Raw genomic sequence first — 15,504 nt, 5'->3', positions numbered from 1 at the left:
CGTTTAGAGCGCCGGGCGGCGGGCCGACGAAGGGAAGATTCCAATGCGGCTGTACCGTTTCGCGCCTGCGCTGCTATTCGCGCTCTCCGCTTGCAACAACTCGCCGAGAGAGAGCGTAAGCAAGACCCAGGGACCTAATCCGCCCCTCGAACAGCCCCGCACGTCCGTCGTTCCTACGGTCAATGTTGCCAAGGGCGAAGGCTGGCCGGCCGGCAAGACGCCAGTTGCCGCTGAAAGTCTCAAGGTCAATGAATTTGCTGGCGGCCTGACCCATCCGCGCTGGCTGCAGGTGCTTCCCAACGGTGACGTACTGGTCGCTGAGACAGACAGTCCCGGCACTGACAAGACCGGCGGCAGCATTCGCGGCACAATCCAGGAAATGCTGATGAAGAAAGCGGGATCCAGCCAGGGTAGCGCCAACCGGATCAGCCTGCTTCGTGATGCGGACGGTGACGGCGTCGTCGAACGCAAATCGCCACTGCTGACCGGCCTCTATTCGCCCTTCGGAATGGCTTTGGCCAATGGCGAACTGTTCGTTGCCAATGCAGACGGCATTGTCGCCTATCGCTTCCAGCCCGGGCAAACGGAGATCGCCGGACGGCCGCGCCACGTCACCAATCTTCCATCGGGATATAATCACCATTGGACCAAATCGATGGTCGCCTCTCCCGACGGCAGGTTCCTGTTCGTCGGCGTCGGCTCGAACAGCAATGTCGGCGAAAATGGGTTGGAAATGGAAAAGGGCCGCGCCGCGATATGGATGATCGACGCCCGCAGCGGCGCCTACCGCATTTTTGCAAGCGGCCTGCGCAACCCGGTTGGCATCGCCTGGAACCCGTGGAGCAACAGGCTGTGGGTCGTGGTCAATGAGCGTGACGAGCTTGGCGACAATCTGGTCCCCGACTATCTGACATCCGTCAGGGATGGCGCCTTCTACGGTTGGCCGTGGAGCTATTTTGGCAATCATGTCGACAGCAGGGTGAAGCCGCCCCGGCCCGACATGGTCGCCAAGGCCATTGCCCCCGACTATGCGCTTGGGACGCATGTTGCGCCACTCGGCCTGGCGTTTTCGTCCGGTGCAGCCCTCGGCGCCCGCTTTATGCAGGGGGCCTTTGTGGGCGAGCATGGCTCATGGAACCGCAAGGACCCAAGCGGCTACCGGGTAGTGTTTGTGCCTTTCACGGGCGCCCAGCCATCCGGCAAGCCGATCGACATATTGACCGCTTTTCGCGTCGGCGACGTCGCTTACGGCCGCCCTGTTGGCGTGGCGATCGGCAAGGACGGAAGCCTGCTGATTGCCGACGATGTCGGCGGCAAGGTTTGGCGAGTGACCGCCGCGGCCACGCAGCCGCTTCCCCCGAAGCCCGCCACCCGCTAGCCACGACTTCATGAATTTCCTTATCGCGCTGGTCTTCGGCGCCATTTCCGCCTTCGCCTTCCAGCCGGTTGGTTGGTGGCCGCTCATGATCCTTTCGATCGCCGCGCTGTGCGAGCTGGTCGCGCGCTCCGGGTCTCTTCGCCAGGCGTTGCTCATCGGCTGGGGCTTCGGGCTCGGTCAGTTCGTCATTGCGCTCAACTGGATCGCTACCGCCTTCACATTCCAGGCGGCGATGCCGGCCTGGCTCGGCTGGATCGCAGTGGTGCTGCTTTCACTATATCTCGCCGCCTATCCGGCGATCGCAGCGGGCCTGGCCTGGCGGTTCGGAACGAAGAATCGTTTGGCTCTGGTTTTGGCGCTCGCCGGCAGCTGGCCAATCACCGAGTGGCTCCGCGCGACCATGTTCACGGGGTTCCCGTGGAACCCGGCAGGCGTGATTTTGGTGGACACTCCGTGGCTGGCGGCGGGCCAGTGGATCGGCACCTACGCGCTTTCAGCGATGGTCATGATCGCCGGCGGATGCTTGTGGTTGGCCTCGTGCAGGGAGGCGCGCCTGGCGGTGCCGCTCGGAGCCGCAGTGGCGCTTCTGGCGTTGATTCCCTTCCCTGCACTGCTGCCCGTCGATACGCCGCGGCCAATCCGGATCGTGCAGCCGAACATCGGCCAGCAGGTCAAATGGATCCCTGGCTATGAGGAAATTGCCGCGGCCAGGCTGAACAAACTGTCGAGCTTGCGCGACAGGCGCCAGGAGCTGATCTTTTGGCCAGAAGCCGCCGTCACGCAGCCTTTGTCCGATAACCGGCCGGGCGCGGCGTCCTACATCCTTGAAGAGAGGTCAGCTGCCACACGCGAAGTGGGTGATCGAGACCTGCTGCTGACCGGCGGACTGGCATTTCGGTCGAGCGATCGACGCAACGTCGATGGCGCCGCGAACAGTGTATTCATCCTCGGCCCCGGGGGGCGGTTCGTAGGCCGGTACGACAAGGCGCACCTCGTCCCCTATGGCGAATATCTGCCGTTCCGCACGGTCCTTTCGGCGATCGGCCTGTCTCGGCTCGCGCCCGGCGACACGGACTTTCAGTCCGGACCGGGTCCGCAGAGCCTGGCTTTGCCCGAAGGATGGGGAACCGCCGGTTTCCAGCTCTGCTACGAAATCATCTTCTCGGGGCGGGTCGTCGACCGGCATCACCGACCGGACTTCATCTTCAATCCTTCAAATGATGCATGGTTCGGAAGCTGGGGTCCCCCTCAACATCTGGCCCAAGCCCGGCTTCGCGCCGCCGAGGAAGGCCTGCCGGTAATCCGTTCCACGCCTACAGGGATCAGCGCCCTCGTCAGCGCGCACGGCAAACTGATCGACTCCATCCCCTGGGGCAAAGCCGGAATTATCTGGGGCTACCTGCCTCCGATCGCTCCGCCGACCTTCTTCTCTCGCCATGGCAACATCATCCCGCTGACCATCGGCTTCTTGTTGTTGATCACTGCGATTGCGCTGGACCGTCGCGCTCGCTACAGGGCCATATAACGAATCCTTTATATCTTATTTTTTAGCAGTTTTCAGCCAAGGAATAGACATTTTTCCATGCGCAGCTCCTATCTCTTTACGTCCGAGTCGGTTTCCGAAGGCCATCCGGACAAGGTTGCCGACCAGATCAGCGATGCGATCGTCGACCTGTTCCTGTCGAAGGACCCGGAAGCGCGGGTCGCCTGCGAAACGTTGACCACCACCAATCGTGTCGTCCTGGCTGGTGAAATCCGTGGCCAGGGCATCATGGACCGCGAGGGCAATTGGGCTCCGGGCATCCGCGACGAGATCGAGCATGCCGTTCGCCAGACGGTGAAGCGCATCGGCTATGAACAGGCTGGCTTCCATTGGGACCGCCTCGACTTTGCCAACCATCTCCACCCGCAATCGGCGCACATCGCGCAGGGCGTCGACGCCAGCGGCAACAAGGATGAGGGCGCGGGCGACCAGGGCATCATGTTCGGCTTCGCCTGCGACGAGACCCCCGACCTGATGCCGGCGACGCTCGATTACAGCCACAAAATCCTCGAGCGCATGGCAGCGGATCGCCACGCCGGCCGCGCCCCCTTCCTGGAGCCTGACGCGAAGAGCCAGGTCACGCTTCGCTTCGAAAACGGCAAGCCGGTCGCGGCAACGGTCGTCGTCGTCTCGACCCAGCACAAGAAGGGCTACGACGAAGGCGAGAACGAGGCCGAACTGCACGCCTATGTGAAGCGGGTGATTGCCGACGTGCTCCCTGCCGAGCTGCTGAGCGATGAAACCGTCTATCACATCAACCCGACCGGCAGCTTCGAGATTGGCGGGCCCGAGGGTGATGCCGGAATCACCGGCCGCAAGATCATCGTCGACACGTATGGCGGCGCGGCGCCCCATGGCGGCGGCGCATTCAGCGGCAAGGACCCGACCAAGGTCGACCGCTCGGCTGCCTATGCGGCGCGTTACCTTGCCAAGAACATCGTCGCCGCCGGCCTGGCGCGCCGTTGCACCATCCAGCTGGCTTATGCCATCGGCGTTTCGGAGCCGTTGTCGCTTTACGTCGACACCCACGGCACCGGCACGGTCGGCGACGACGTGATCGAGACCGCGATCGGGCGGATCGGCAAGCTCGGCCGCCTCACCCCGCGCGGCATTCGCACCCACCTTGGGCTCAACAAGCCGATCTATTCGGCCACCGCCGCCTATGGCCATTTCGGCCGCAAGGCCGAAGGCGACCTCTTCCCGTGGGAAAAGACCGACCTGGTCGATGACCTGAAGGCGGCGTTGGCCGAAGTGGCCGTCCCCGCCTGATTGGTATATGGGCGCCGCCGATTAGCGGCGCCCAGCGTTTGGCTATTTCCAACCTCCCAAAATCGCACCGGCCGCAATGTGGCCGAGCAGCAAATGTGCGCAGTCGATCATGGTCATGTCGGTCGGCAGCCCGCCATAGACCCAGCCGTAGAGCATTGTCGGCACGGCCGAAGCCAGGCCGATCACGACCGCCCACTTGATTCCCGCCATCGCGTCGGCAACCTGGCCCCATTTGAACAGGACGGCCATGAACACCGCCGTCAGGATCGGCATCAGCGGGCCGTACATCATCCGCGACATCGCCGTAGCCTTTTCGGCATCGGTCATTCCGCTCATCGCCTCCTCTGGGACGAGCATTCCGTAGATAACGAATCCTATTACGTAGATCGCAATCGCGGCCACGATCACGGCCAGCCAGTTGATTCCACCAGAGCGCATATTTCCCTCCCCATTTCACGCCGAAGTTTGCTCCTCGTTGCGCGGGCGAAACCATAACATCGCGCCTTCGCCGCTCCAATCGCGTTGCGCGTGAGATGTTCGCCGCCTAACGAGCCGCCGATGATTGCTAAAACGGAAGCGGATCCGACTACCATCAACCGCCTTTACGGCCGGTCGAGCGGGCATAAGCTGCGCAAGAGCCAGTCCGATCTGGTCGAAACGTTGCTCCCCGCCATTGCCGTGCCCAGCGAGGGCGATATCACGGCGGCAAGGCTGTTCGGCGACGACCGCCCGCTGCACTTTGAAATCGGCTTCGGCGGCGGCGAGCATCTCGCCTATCGCGCGGACTTGCTGCCTGACCATGGCTTCATCGGCTGCGAGCCATTCCTGAACGGAGTCGCCCAGGCGCTTGCCCATATCCGCGACCAGAAGCTGGCCAATATTCGGATTCACATGGGCGATGCGCTCGATGTGCTTCGGCGGCTGCCCGACCGATCGCTTACGATGGTCTACCTTCTCCATCCCGACCCCTGGCCCAAGGCGCGCCATGCCAAGCGGCGGATGATGAACGATGGGCCGCTCGCGCTTATCGCGTCCAAGATGAAGCCGGGCGGCGAGTTCCGCGTCGCCACCGACGATCCGACCTATTTGAATTGGCTGTTGATGGTAATGCAGCGCCACACCGACGAGTTCGAATGGGTGGTAAAGGAACCCGGCGAGTGGCTGCGCTATCCGTCCGGCTGGCCGGAGACGCGCTACGCCGCCAAGGCCCGTCGCGAAGGCCGCACGCCTCATCAGTTTCGCTACCGCCGGCTGGGCTGAGTACTTCCGCTGGGGCGGAAGCATACCTAAATGCGGGTCATGGACTTCAGGGACTCCGTTCTCGCCGCGATTGGCAATACGCCGTTGATCAAGCTCAAGCGCGCGTCGGAGGAGACTGGCTGCACCATCCTCGGCAAGGCCGAATTCATGAATCCCGGCGCTTCGGTCAAGGACCGCGCCGCGCTGGGCATCGTCAGCGACGCAATCAAGAAGGGGCAGCTTCGGCCTGGCGGGACCATCGTCGACGGGACCGCGGGTAATACCGGCATCGGCCTGACCATCGTCGGCAACGCGATGGGAATGAAGACCGTGATCGTCATCCCCGAGACGCAGGCGCAGGAGAAAAAGGATACGTTGCGATCCCTGGGCGCGGTCCTGATCGAGGTGCCCGCCGTCCCCTACCGCAACCCAAATAATTATGTGAAGGTCGCGGGCCGCGTCGCCGAAAAACTGGCGCGCGAGGAGCCGAATGGCGCCATATTCGCCAACCAGTTCGACAATGTCGCCAATCGCGACATCCATGTCGCCACTACGGGCCCCGAAATCTGGGACCAGACCGGAGGCAAGGTCGACGGCTTCGTCAGCGCGATCGGAACCGGCGGCACGCTGGCGGGGGTTGCCAGGGCACTTCGCGAGCGGAAGCGCGACATCGTCATCGCCCTTGCGGATGTGCCGGGCGCGGCGATGTACAGCTATTACCAGACCGGCGAATTGAAGGCTGAAGGAAGCTCGATCACGGAAGGTATCGGCCAGGGGCGCGTAACCGCCAATCTCGAGGGCTTCGCACCCGACCAAAGCTTCTTCATTCCCGACGCGGAAAGCCTGGCCACGACTTTTGCCATGCTCAAGGACGAGGGTCTCGCGCTCGGCCTGTCATCCGGCGTGAACGTCGCCGGGGCCATCCGGCTCGCAAAGGAGCTGGGCCCGGGCCGGACGATCGTCACCATGCTGTGCGATCCGGCGACGCGCTATCAGTCGCGCCTGTTCAACCCCGAATTCCTCCGCTCCAAAGGCTTGAGCCCGCCGGAGTGGCTCGACCGCCCAGTGGAGGTCGAACCCGATTTTGTCCCGGTGCCCGCAGTAGTATAGCGGCGCCATCCAACCGACTCAGCAAGGGAAGAAAACATGACGCTTTCAATCGGCAGCGTTGCCCCGGATTTCACCGCGGAAACCACGCAGGGCTCTATCAATTTCCATGACTGGATCGGCGACCATTGGGCGATCCTATTTTCGCACCCGAAAGCCTTCACTCCGGTCTGCACCACCGAACTTGGATATATGGCCGGCCTCGAGGATGAGTTCGCCAAGCGCGACACCAAGATTATCGGCCTGAGCGTCGACGCGACCGAAGACAACAGGAGGTGGCTGCCGGACATCGAGGAAGTGTCGGGCAACAAGGTCGATTATCCGGTCATCGGTGACCGTGACCTCAATGTCGCGAAGCTCTACAATATGCTCCCGGCCGATGCCGGTGATACGGCCGCGGGCCGCACGGCGGCCAGCAACGCGACCGTCCGCACCGTCTACATCGTCGGCCCGGACAAGAAGATCCGCGCCATGTTGCTTTACCCGATGAGCTCGGGCCGCAACTTCGACGAGGTGCTGCGCCTGCTGGATTCCGTCCAGCTGACGGAAGACAAGGGCGTCGCCACCCCGGTGAACTGGCAGCCGGGCGAGGACGTCATCATTCCGCCCTCGATCAGCGACGAAGCTGCTCGCGAGAAATTCCCGGGCGGCTGGAAGACGGTTAAGCCCTATTTGCGGACCGTGCCGCAGCCGGTTGACGAGCCACAGCCCGTCGATTGACGATCAGCGGGCGGCCGCCGGCTCGAGCCTGAGCAGCCGCCCATTATCCTCCAGCAGGTAAACGCTGCCATCCGGCCCCTGGTCGACGGCGCGAATGCGCGCGCCCATCGGCCATTGCTCGGCCTTGCGCGCCTTGTCGCCGTCGATGTCGACCCGAATGAATGCCTCGCCGGACAGGGCGCCCAATAGCGCGTCGCCCTTCCAGCCAGGGAATTTGTCGCCGGTGTAGATCATCAGGGCCCCGGGCGAGACCGAGGGATTCCACCAGACCTTCGGCGCCTCATAGCCGTCTCCCGGCTTGTGATCGGGAATATCTGCGCCGCCATAATGGCTCCCGTTCGAGACGCGCGGCCAGCCATAGTTGCGGCCCGGCAGGATCAGGTTGACCTCGTCACCGCCCTGCGGTCCCATTTCGCTGGCCCACAGCCGGCCGTCGGGCGCGAAGCTCAATCCCAGCACGTTGCGATGCCCGATCGTCCAGAATTGGGCGGCGACGCCGCCGCGCGATGCCCATGGATTGCCTGGGGCTGGCGCGCCCTCATCGGTCAGTCGCAACACCTTGCCGAGATTGCCGCTAAAGTCCTGCGCGGGTGCCATTTTCTGCCGTTCGCCCGAGCTCAGGTAAAGGAAGCCATCGGGACCGAAGGCGATACGGTGCGAGAAATGGCCGTCGCCCGAAACCTTCGGCTGCTGGCGCCATATGACCTTGAAATCAAGGAGTGCCGGAGCCTCGGGATTGCCGAGATCGAGGGTCCCATATCCCAGGGCCGCGCCACTGGTGCCACCTTCGCCGCCCTCGACGAAGCTGAGATAGATGCGCCGATTACCCGCGAAATCGGGATGGGGCATGACGTCGCCCAGCCCACCCTGCCCTGCGACCACCACGCTTGGCACGCCCGAAACCGCCGTTCGCTTGCCGCTACCGACATCGACCAGCCACAGCTTGCCCTCTTTCTCGGTCAGCAGGGCCATGTTGGACAGTGGAACACCGCTGCCAGGCAGGAAGGCCATGGCCCATGGCGTGCTGAACTTTGCGATCTCGGTGACCGTGAAAGGTCGCTTGCTGGCGGCCGCGTCGCGCTGTGCCGAACCCTCTGACTGGCAGCCCATCAGCATCATTGCAGCCAGTGCCGCTTGCAAAACTCCCCGGCTCATCCGATCTCTCCTTACCAACAGGGCGAACTGAAAGGCTTGTATGGACAAGGTCGGCCTTCTGTCGCTCGCCACAGCGCTTCCCCCGCACATCGTCGAACAAAGCGAAGCAAAATCCAAGGCTCGCCAGTTGTTCGGCGGCAGGAAAGAGCTGTTCGACAGGCTGGCAGGCGTGTTCGACAATGCCGGAATCGCCCAACGCCATATCGTCGCGCCGATACAATGGTATGAAGGCAACCACGGCTGGACCGAACGCAACCGGCTCTACCTGGAAGCGTGCGATGCCCTTTTCCGCGAAGTAGCTTCTGCAGCCATCAAGCGGGCCGGCCTCCAGCCACATGAAATTGACGGAGTGGTCGCGGTGTCGACCACTGGCATCGCCACTCCAAGCCTTGACGCGCGCAATGGCCCGGCAATCGGCTTCCGGCCCGATATCCGCCGTGTCCCGATCTTCGGCCTGGGCTGCGCCGGCGGAGTGAACGGGCTTGCGACCGCCGCTCGACTGGCGGCCGCCGAGCCCGGGAAGCGCTGGCTCTATGTCACCATCGAGACCTGTTCGATTGCCATTCGCCTGGACAGCGACGATCCCGCCGCAATCGTCGCTACCGCTATCTTCGGTGACGGAGCTGCGGCGGCAGTCGTCGCGGCCGGCGAAGAGGGAATCGCCAATATTGCCGGCGCCGACGAACGAATGTGGCCCGACACGCTCAATATCATGGGCTGGCGGGTCGAGGATCCGGGCCTTGCCGTGGTGTTCGACCGGGCGATCCCGCCGTTTATCGAGCGTGAATTGGCCGGCGCGGTGGACGGCATGCTTGCCCGGATGGGTCGAACCCGCAACGCAATCGACCGCTTTTGCTGCCATCCCGGCGGAGTGAAAGTCATCGATGCGATCGAAACCGCGCTGGACCTTCCCGTCGGCACGCTCGACCTGGAACGCGGCGTCCTCAATGATTGCGGCAACATGAGCGCGCCTACGGTTCTGTTCGTCCTGGAACGATTGATCGAGCGCGGCCTGCCGGAAAATGTGCTGATGACTGCTTTCGGCCCCGGCTTCACCTGCGCCGGATTATTGCTGGAGCGCCATTGATGTGGCCGTCAATTGCGCTGCTGGCGTTCGTCACGCTGCAGAGACTGGTTGAGCTGCCGATTGCGCAGGCCAATACCAGGAGGCTACTCGCAGCCGGCGGGCATGAAGTCGGTGCCGCCCACTACCCCTACATCATCGCCCTTCACGCCGCCTGGCTGTCGGCCCTGTGGTGGCTGGCACCCGGTCGGTCGATCGATATCCCTTTCCTCGCCCTGTTCGCTCTGATCGAAGCGGCGCGCATCTGGGTGCTGCGGACCCTGGGGCCTCGCTGGACGACGCGCATCATCGTGGTTCCTAGCGAGCAACTGGTCGCGACCGGACCTTACCGCTTCGTCAGCCATCCCAACTATTTGGTGGTGATCGGCGAGATCGCCGTGCTGCCGCTGGTGTTCGGCCTGTGGCAGGTCGCGCTCATCTTTTCGCTGCTCAACGCTGCAGTTTTGACGATCCGGATCCGCGCCGAGAACCACGCCCTCGGCCGCTGACTCTTCTTCTTGCGACTCTGCGATCACCCGCCTATATGGCGGCCACTCTCCTCGACATCGTCAAGACGTTGAGGCCGGGCCGGGGACGGTCCGGCACCGAGAGGGCTTGGTTTTGTCTCGAGGTGCATTTGACCGACACCGTTGCCATCGCTCGACTGATCGAGCCCGCCGTCAAGGAATTGGGCTTCGACCTCGTGCGCGTGGCGATGATTGGCGGCACATCGGACCCGACGCTGCAGGTTATGGCCGAGCGCCCGGACACGCGCCAGCTGACGATCGACGACTGCTCCGAGATTTCGCGCAAGCTTTCGGACATCCTCGACGAGGCCGACCCGATCGAGGAAGCCTATCGATTGGAGGTCAGCTCGCCCGGCATCGACCGGCCGCTGACCCGCCGCTCCGACTTCGCCGACTGGGCGGGTCATGAGGCGCGGATCAAGTACGCCGAGCCGGTCGACGGAGCCAAGCAGGTGTCCGGGATCATCGAGGGAATTTCCGGCGACACGATCCGGATCGCGACGCCCAAGGGCGAGCGGCAGGTCGACTTCGCCAACATCGCTTCGGCCAAGTTGCTCTTGACCGACAAGCTCATCAACGCCACCGCGCCGCTCAGCACTGAAGGCGCCGATACAATCAAGACGGAAGGTTGAACGAAATGGCCACTACTGCAGCTTCCGGCGTGCCCGCCGCTGCTACCGCCAACAAGGCAGAGCTGCTCGCCATCGCCGATGCGGTCGCTCGCGAGAAGCTGATCGACAAGGGGATCGTCATCGAGGCGATGGAGGACGCGATCCAGCGCGCCGCCCGTGCTCGCTACGGCGCCGAAAACGACATCCGCGCCAAGCTGGACCCGATCACCGGTGACCTTCGCCTGTGGCGCGTTCTTGAGGTGGTTGAAGAGGCCGACGACCATTTCAAGCAGGTCGACCTCAAGGGTGCGCAGAAGCTGAAGAAGGATGCCGCGGTCGGCGACTTCATCGTCGATCCGCTGCCTCCGATCGAGTTCGGCCGCATCGCTGCCCAGGCCGCAAAGCAGGTCATCTTCCAGAAGGTCCGCGACGCCGAGCGCGAGCGGCAGTTCGAGGAATTCAAGGATCGCACCGGCGAGGTCATCACCGGCGTCGTGAAAAGGGTCGAGTTCGGCCATGTCGTGGTCGACCTGGGTCGCGCCGAAGGTGTCATCCGTCGCGACCAGCAGATCCCGCGCGAAATGGTCCGTGTCGGCGACCGCATCCGCTCGCTGATCATGTCGGTCCGCCGCGAAACTCGCGGGCCGCAGATTTTCCTCAGCCGCGCGCATCCCGACTTCATGAAGAAGCTGTTCGCGCAGGAAGTGCCGGAAATCTATGACGGCATCATCGAGATCAAGGCCGCCGCCCGCGACCCGGGCAGTCGGGCCAAGATCGGCGTCATCAGCTACGACAGCTCGATCGACCCGGTCGGCGCATGCGTCGGCATGAAGGGCAGCCGCGTCCAGGCGGTCGTCCAGGAACTCCAGGGCGAAAAGATCGACATCATCCCGTGGAGCGAGGATACCGCGACCTTCGTCGTCAACGCGCTGCAGCCGGCGACGGTCAGCCGCGTGGTTATCGATGAGGAAGAGAGCCGGATCGAGGTGGTCGTACCCGACGATCAGCTAAGCCTGGCAATCGGCCGTCGCGGACAGAACGTCCGGCTCGCCTCGCAGCTGACCAACTCGCAGATCGATATCCTGACCGAGGCCGACGCCAGCGAGAAGCGCCAGCGCGAATTCGTCGAGCGGTCGGAAATGTTCCAGGGCGAACTGGACGTCGACGAGACCCTGGCACAGCTGCTGGTAGCCGAAGGCTTCACCAGCCTTGAGGAGGTCGCCTACGTCAGCGTCGACGAGATCGCCTCGATCGAGGGCCTCGACGACGAAATCGCTTCCGAGCTTCAGAACCGCGCCACCGAAGCGCTCGAACGCCGCGAGGCGGCCGCTCGCGAGGAGCGGCGCAAGCTTGGCGTCGAAGATGCATTGGCCGAATTGCCCTACCTCACCGAGCAGATGCTGGTGACCTTGGGCAAGGCGGGCATCCGCACGCTCGACGATCTCGCCGATCTTGCCACTGACGAGCTCATCCAGAAGAAGCGGGTCGAGCCGCGCCGCCGCGCCGAGACCAGCAAGCGGACCGAGGAAAAGGCCGGCGTGCTGGCCGACTACTCGCTGACCGAAGAGCAGGGCAATGAGATCATCATGGCCGCTCGCGCACATTGGTTTGAGGATGACGCATCCGCGTCGGGGTCCGAAGACGCGCCTTCAACCGGGGAGGACGCGGTTGCGGACAAGGACCAATGATCGCCTGAACGCCGCTGACGGCGATGTAAATGACGCGGGTCCCGAGCGGACCTGCGTTCTTACTCGCGCCACGCGTCCGAAGGACCAGCTGATCCGGCTTGCGCTCGGGCCCGATGGCCAGGTCGCGCCCGACGTCCGTGCCCGTGCGCCCGGCCGCGGAGCGTGGATCGGCGTCGGCCGAAAGGCGCTTGACGAGGCCAATGCCAAGGGCAAGCTCAAGGGCGCCCTGGCCCGCGCATTCAAGACGGGCGACATCCATATACCGGCCGACCTGGGTGATCGGATCGAGGCGACGCTTCGGGCCCAGGCGCTCGATCGGCTTGGCCTTGAGGCTCGCGGAGGAACCCTAGTCACCGGCGCCGAACGGGTCGAAGCCGCTGCCCGCCAGGGCAAGGTTCGCCTGCTGATCCACGCCGCCGACGCTGGAGAAGATGGGCGCAAGCGGCTCGACCAGGCGTGGCGCGTAGGCGGCGGCGACCGGGCTGGGTTGGTTTTTCCCGAGGGACGCACCATCTTGTCGATGGCGCTGGGCCGCGAGAATGTGGTACACATCGCCTTGACCGATGCCGCAGCCGCAAGGCGCGTCACGCATGCCATCGACCGGTGGCAAGCTTTCATTGACCCCGATGCTGGGCTAGACGGCGGCCGCACCGCTGGGCCGAGCGCGGCTGACGAATTTGTAGACGAAGGAAACGCATGACCGACCAGAGCGAGAAGCCCAAGCTTGGTACCCGGCCGCCGCTGGGCCTGAAGCGCACGGTCGAGACGGGCAAGGTGAAGCAGAGCTTCAGCCATGGCCGCTCGAACACCGTCGTGGTCGAGGTCAAGAAGCGCCGTATCCTGGGCAAGCCGGGCGAAGCACCGCCCGCGCCCGAACCCAAGGTCGAGGCTGCGGCCCCCGCGCCGACGCCAAAGCCGGCCGCGCCCGCTCCAAAGCCCGCTGCCAAGCGTCCAGTGGATGACATCACCGCGCGCAAGGAAATGCAGGAACGCCTGCTGCGTGAGGCCGAGGAAGCGCGCATGACCTCGCTGGAGGAAGCGCGCCGCCGCGAGGACCGCTCCAAGCAGGTGCAGACCGAGGACGAAAAGCGTCGCGCCGAAGAAAATCGCAAGGCCGAGGAAGAAGCCGCTCGACGGGCAGCCGACGAAGCTGCTGAGGCCGAGCGTCGCGCGGCGGAAGAAGCAGCCCAGCCCGCCGCCGCTCCGGTCCGTGAAGAGCCGGAAGATGATCGCAGCTTCCGCAAGCCGGCATCGGCTCCAACTCATGCGCCGAAGCGCACCGAGCCTGGCCGTCCCGGCCGCGGCCATGACGAGCGCCGCCATGCTGGCAAGCTGACCGTTTCCCGTGCCCTCACCGGCGAAGACGATAGCCGCACCCGCAGCCTGGCCGCGCTTCGCCGCGCCCGCGAAAAGGAAAAGCGCGCCCATCAGCAGGCCGGCCCCGCCGTCAAGCAAGTCCGCGACGTTCAGGTGCCCGAGACGATCACCGTCCAGGAGCTCGCCAAGCGCATGGGCGAGCGCGGTGCCGATTTGGTCAAGTCGATGTTCAAGCTTGGAACGCCTGTCACTATTACTGAAACCATCGACCGCGATACGGCGGAGTTGCTGATCGAGGAATTCGGCCACCGCTTTGTGCCGGTGTCAGAGGCCGACATTGACATCGACACTTCGATCGACGTCGACGCCGACGAGACACTGCAACCGCGCCCGCCGGTGGTTACGATCATGGGCCATGTCGACCATGGCAAGACGTCGCTGCTCGACGCCATCCGCGGCGCGGATGTCGTCTCGGGAGAGGCCGGCGGCATTACCCAGCATATCGGCGCCTATCAGGTCACCCTGAAGGACGGGTCGAAGGTCACCTTCCTCGACACGCCGGGTCACGAAGCCTTTACCGAAATGCGGGCCCGCGGCGCCAATGTCACCGACATCGTCGTGCTGGTCGTGGCGGCGGACGACGGACTGAAGCCTCAGACGATCGAGGCGATCAACCACACCAAGGCGGCCGGCGTTCCGATGATCGTGGCGATCAACAAGATCGACAAGCCCGGCGCCAATCCGCAGAAGGTACGCGAGGAGCTGCTGCAGCACGAGATCATCGTCGAGGCGATGGGCGGCGACGTCCAGGACGTCGAGGTATCGGCACTGAAGAAAACCAACCTCGACGGCCTACTGGAAGCGATCAACCTCCAGGCCGAAATCCTCGAGCTCAAGGCCAACCCCGAACGCGCCGCGGAAGCGACCGTGGTCGAAGCCAAGCTCGACAAGGGCCGCGGCCCGCTGGCGACCGTATTGGTCCAGCGCGGCACGTTGAACGTCGGCGACATCATCGTTGTCGGGGCTGCATCGGGCAAGGTCCGCGCGATGATCGACGACCATGGCCGCCAGGTTAAGCAGGCAGGTCCGTCATTCCCCGTCGAAGTGCTCGGCCTTGGCGCCGTGCCGTCGGCCGGCGACCAGCTGACCGTGGTTGAGAATGAGGCCCGCGCCCGCGAGGTCGCCGCTTATAGGCAGTCGGTCCTCGACAAGAAGCGGACCACGTCGGCGCCGGTCAGCCTCGAAAATATGTTCGCCAACCGCGCCTCGACTACCAAGGAATTTCCGATGGTGGTCAAGGCCGACGTGCAGGGTTCGGTCGAAGCGATCGTCAATGCGGTCAACAAGATCTCGACCGACGAGATCCGCGTTCGCGTGCTCCATTCGGGGGTCGGTGCGATCACCGAGAGCGACGTGACCCTTGCCGCGTCGACCGGCGCGCCGATCATCGGCTTCAACGTCCGCCCCAATGCCAAGGCGCGCGAGACTGCCGAGCGCAACAAGGTGGAACTGCGCTACTACGACGTCATCTACCACCTCACCGATTGGGTGAAGTCGGCGATGGCGGGCGAGCTTGGTCCGGAGATCATCGAGACGGTCGTCGGCCGCGCCGAGGTCAAGGAGGTTTTCCCGGCGGGCAAGAAGGACAAGGCCGCCGGCCTGCTCGTTCTCGAAGGCGTCATCCGCAAGGGCCTCCACGCGCGCCTCACGCGCGACGATGTCATCGTCAGCAAGACGACGATCACCTCGCTCCGTCGCTTCAAGGACGATGTGAAAGAGGTCAACGCGGGCATGGAGTGCGGTGTGCTCCTGGCCGACACCAACGACATCAAGCCGGGCGACAACCTCGAAGTGTTTGAGACCGAGGAACGCGCTCGGACGCTGTAA

The 15,504-nt window shown here is 64.1% G+C and carries 14 protein-coding genes; 12 read left to right on the top strand and 2 right to left on the bottom strand.

Annotated elements, in window-relative coordinates; all coding sequences use genetic code 11:
• Positions 1 to 43: 43 nt before the first annotated feature.
• From LVY65_RS00370 to metK, 3 genes are read left to right on the top strand one after another with little or no spacing between them, the layout of a single operon-like run.
• Positions 44 to 1,378: a PQQ-dependent sugar dehydrogenase gene (locus LVY65_RS00370; protein ID WP_235066037.1), complete on the top strand. Its 1,335-nt coding sequence runs from the start codon at positions 44 to 46 to the stop codon at positions 1,376 to 1,378.
• A 10-nt stretch (positions 1,379 to 1,388) separates the two neighbouring features.
• Positions 1,389 to 2,903 carry an apolipoprotein N-acyltransferase gene (gene lnt / locus LVY65_RS00365; protein ID WP_235066036.1) on the top strand — a complete coding sequence of 505 codons (1,515 nt, stop codon included), beginning with the start codon at positions 1,389 to 1,391 and terminating at the stop codon, positions 2,901 to 2,903.
• A gap of 57 nt (positions 2,904 to 2,960) precedes the next feature.
• The gene (gene metK, locus LVY65_RS00360) at positions 2,961 to 4,190 is read left to right on the top strand and encodes a methionine adenosyltransferase (protein ID WP_235066035.1); all 1,230 of its coding nucleotides are present in this window, start codon (positions 2,961 to 2,963) and stop codon (positions 4,188 to 4,190) included.
• A 42-nt stretch (positions 4,191 to 4,232) separates the two neighbouring features.
• On the opposite strand, the gene LVY65_RS00355 is transcribed toward metK, so the two are convergent.
• Complete coding sequence (locus LVY65_RS00355; RefSeq protein ID WP_235066034.1) at positions 4,233 to 4,628, bottom strand: DUF1761 domain-containing protein; 396 nt, start codon at positions 4,626 to 4,628, stop codon at positions 4,233 to 4,235.
• Between the two features lie 120 nt (positions 4,629 to 4,748).
• Between LVY65_RS00355 and trmB the strand changes: the two genes are divergently transcribed.
• Genes trmB through LVY65_RS00340 form a run of 3 tightly spaced genes read left to right on the top strand, consistent with a single transcriptional unit; the run spans position 4,749 to position 7,256 of the window.
• On the top strand, positions 4,749 to 5,450 hold the full coding sequence (gene trmB / locus LVY65_RS00350; RefSeq protein WP_235066033.1) for a tRNA (guanine(46)-N(7))-methyltransferase TrmB: 702 nt from the start codon (positions 4,749 to 4,751) through the stop codon (positions 5,448 to 5,450).
• 39 nt (positions 5,451 to 5,489) lie between these two features.
• Complete coding sequence (locus LVY65_RS00345; RefSeq protein ID WP_408021969.1) at positions 5,490 to 6,539, top strand: cysteine synthase A; 1,050 nt, start codon at positions 5,490 to 5,492, stop codon at positions 6,537 to 6,539.
• Between the two features lie 36 nt (positions 6,540 to 6,575).
• On the top strand, positions 6,576 to 7,256 hold the full coding sequence (locus LVY65_RS00340) for a peroxiredoxin (protein ID WP_235066031.1): 681 nt from the start codon (positions 6,576 to 6,578) through the stop codon (positions 7,254 to 7,256).
• A gap of 3 nt (positions 7,257 to 7,259) precedes the next feature.
• On the opposite strand, the gene LVY65_RS00335 is transcribed toward LVY65_RS00340, so the two are convergent.
• A complete protein-coding gene (locus LVY65_RS00335) occupies positions 7,260 to 8,411 on the bottom strand; it encodes a PQQ-dependent sugar dehydrogenase (RefSeq protein ID WP_235066030.1) in 1,152 nt (383 codons plus the stop codon).
• Between the two features lie 40 nt (positions 8,412 to 8,451).
• On the opposite strand from LVY65_RS00335, the gene LVY65_RS00330 reads away from it, so the two are divergent.
• The 6 genes from LVY65_RS00330 to infB all read left to right on the top strand — a co-directional run bounded on the left by LVY65_RS00330 (position 8,452) and on the right by infB (position 15,504).
• A complete protein-coding gene (locus tag LVY65_RS00330) occupies positions 8,452 to 9,498 on the top strand; it encodes a type III polyketide synthase (protein ID WP_235066029.1) in 1,047 nt (348 codons plus the stop codon).
• Positions 9,498 to 9,983 (top strand): isoprenylcysteine carboxyl methyltransferase family protein, encoded by a 486-nt coding sequence (locus LVY65_RS00325; protein WP_235066028.1) that lies wholly within the window; start codon positions 9,498 to 9,500, stop codon positions 9,981 to 9,983. Before LVY65_RS00330 ends, LVY65_RS00325 begins: the two co-directional genes overlap by 1 nt.
• Before the next feature lie 128 nt (positions 9,984 to 10,111).
• A complete protein-coding gene (rimP, locus tag LVY65_RS00320; RefSeq protein ID WP_235067133.1) occupies positions 10,112 to 10,633 on the top strand; it encodes a ribosome maturation protein RimP in 522 nt (173 codons plus the stop codon).
• A gap of 5 nt (positions 10,634 to 10,638) precedes the next feature.
• On the top strand, positions 10,639 to 12,300 hold the full coding sequence (nusA, locus tag LVY65_RS00315) for a transcription termination factor NusA (RefSeq protein WP_235066027.1): 1,662 nt from the start codon (positions 10,639 to 10,641) through the stop codon (positions 12,298 to 12,300).
• Entirely contained in the window at positions 12,281 to 13,000 is a 720-nt protein-coding gene (locus LVY65_RS00310) for a DUF448 domain-containing protein (protein ID WP_235066026.1), read from the top strand. The genes nusA and LVY65_RS00310 overlap by 20 nt, the downstream gene beginning before the upstream one ends.
• Positions 12,997 to 15,504 (top strand): translation initiation factor IF-2, encoded by a 2,508-nt coding sequence (gene infB / locus LVY65_RS00305; protein WP_235066025.1) that lies wholly within the window; start codon positions 12,997 to 12,999, stop codon positions 15,502 to 15,504. The genes LVY65_RS00310 and infB overlap by 4 nt, the downstream gene beginning before the upstream one ends.

The organism is Sphingomonas cremea (genome assembly GCF_021502585.1).
Lineage (GTDB): Bacteria > Pseudomonadota > Alphaproteobacteria > Sphingomonadales > Sphingomonadaceae > Sphingomicrobium > Sphingomicrobium cremea.
This window is presented reverse-complemented; position numbering and strand designations above follow the sequence as displayed.

Excerpts from the sequence above, each read along its gene's own strand:
- LVY65_RS00325 (WP_235066028.1), top strand. The coding sequence starts at position 9,498 with ATGTGGCCGTCAATTGCGCTGCTGGCGTTCGTCACGCTGCAGAGACTG.
- nusA (WP_235066027.1), top strand. The coding sequence starts at position 10,639 with ATGGCCACTACTGCAGCTTCCGGCGTGCCCGCCGCTGCTACCGCCAAC.
- LVY65_RS00355 (WP_235066034.1), bottom strand. The coding sequence starts at position 4,628 with ATGCGCTCTGGTGGAATCAACTGGCTGGCCGTGATCGTGGCCGCGATT.
- lnt (WP_235066036.1), top strand. The coding sequence starts at position 1,389 with ATGAATTTCCTTATCGCGCTGGTCTTCGGCGCCATTTCCGCCTTCGCC.
- LVY65_RS00340 (WP_235066031.1), top strand. The coding sequence starts at position 6,576 with ATGACGCTTTCAATCGGCAGCGTTGCCCCGGATTTCACCGCGGAAACC.
- metK (WP_235066035.1), top strand. The coding sequence starts at position 2,961 with ATGCGCAGCTCCTATCTCTTTACGTCCGAGTCGGTTTCCGAAGGCCAT.
- LVY65_RS00370 (WP_235066037.1), top strand. The coding sequence starts at position 44 with ATGCGGCTGTACCGTTTCGCGCCTGCGCTGCTATTCGCGCTCTCCGCT.
- LVY65_RS00330 (WP_235066029.1), top strand. The coding sequence starts at position 8,452 with ATGGACAAGGTCGGCCTTCTGTCGCTCGCCACAGCGCTTCCCCCGCAC.
- infB (WP_235066025.1), top strand. The coding sequence starts at position 12,997 with ATGACCGACCAGAGCGAGAAGCCCAAGCTTGGTACCCGGCCGCCGCTG.
- trmB (WP_235066033.1), top strand. The coding sequence starts at position 4,749 with ATGATTGCTAAAACGGAAGCGGATCCGACTACCATCAACCGCCTTTAC.
- LVY65_RS00345 (WP_408021969.1), top strand. The coding sequence starts at position 5,490 with ATGGACTTCAGGGACTCCGTTCTCGCCGCGATTGGCAATACGCCGTTG.
- LVY65_RS00335 (WP_235066030.1), bottom strand. The coding sequence starts at position 8,411 with ATGAGCCGGGGAGTTTTGCAAGCGGCACTGGCTGCAATGATGCTGATG.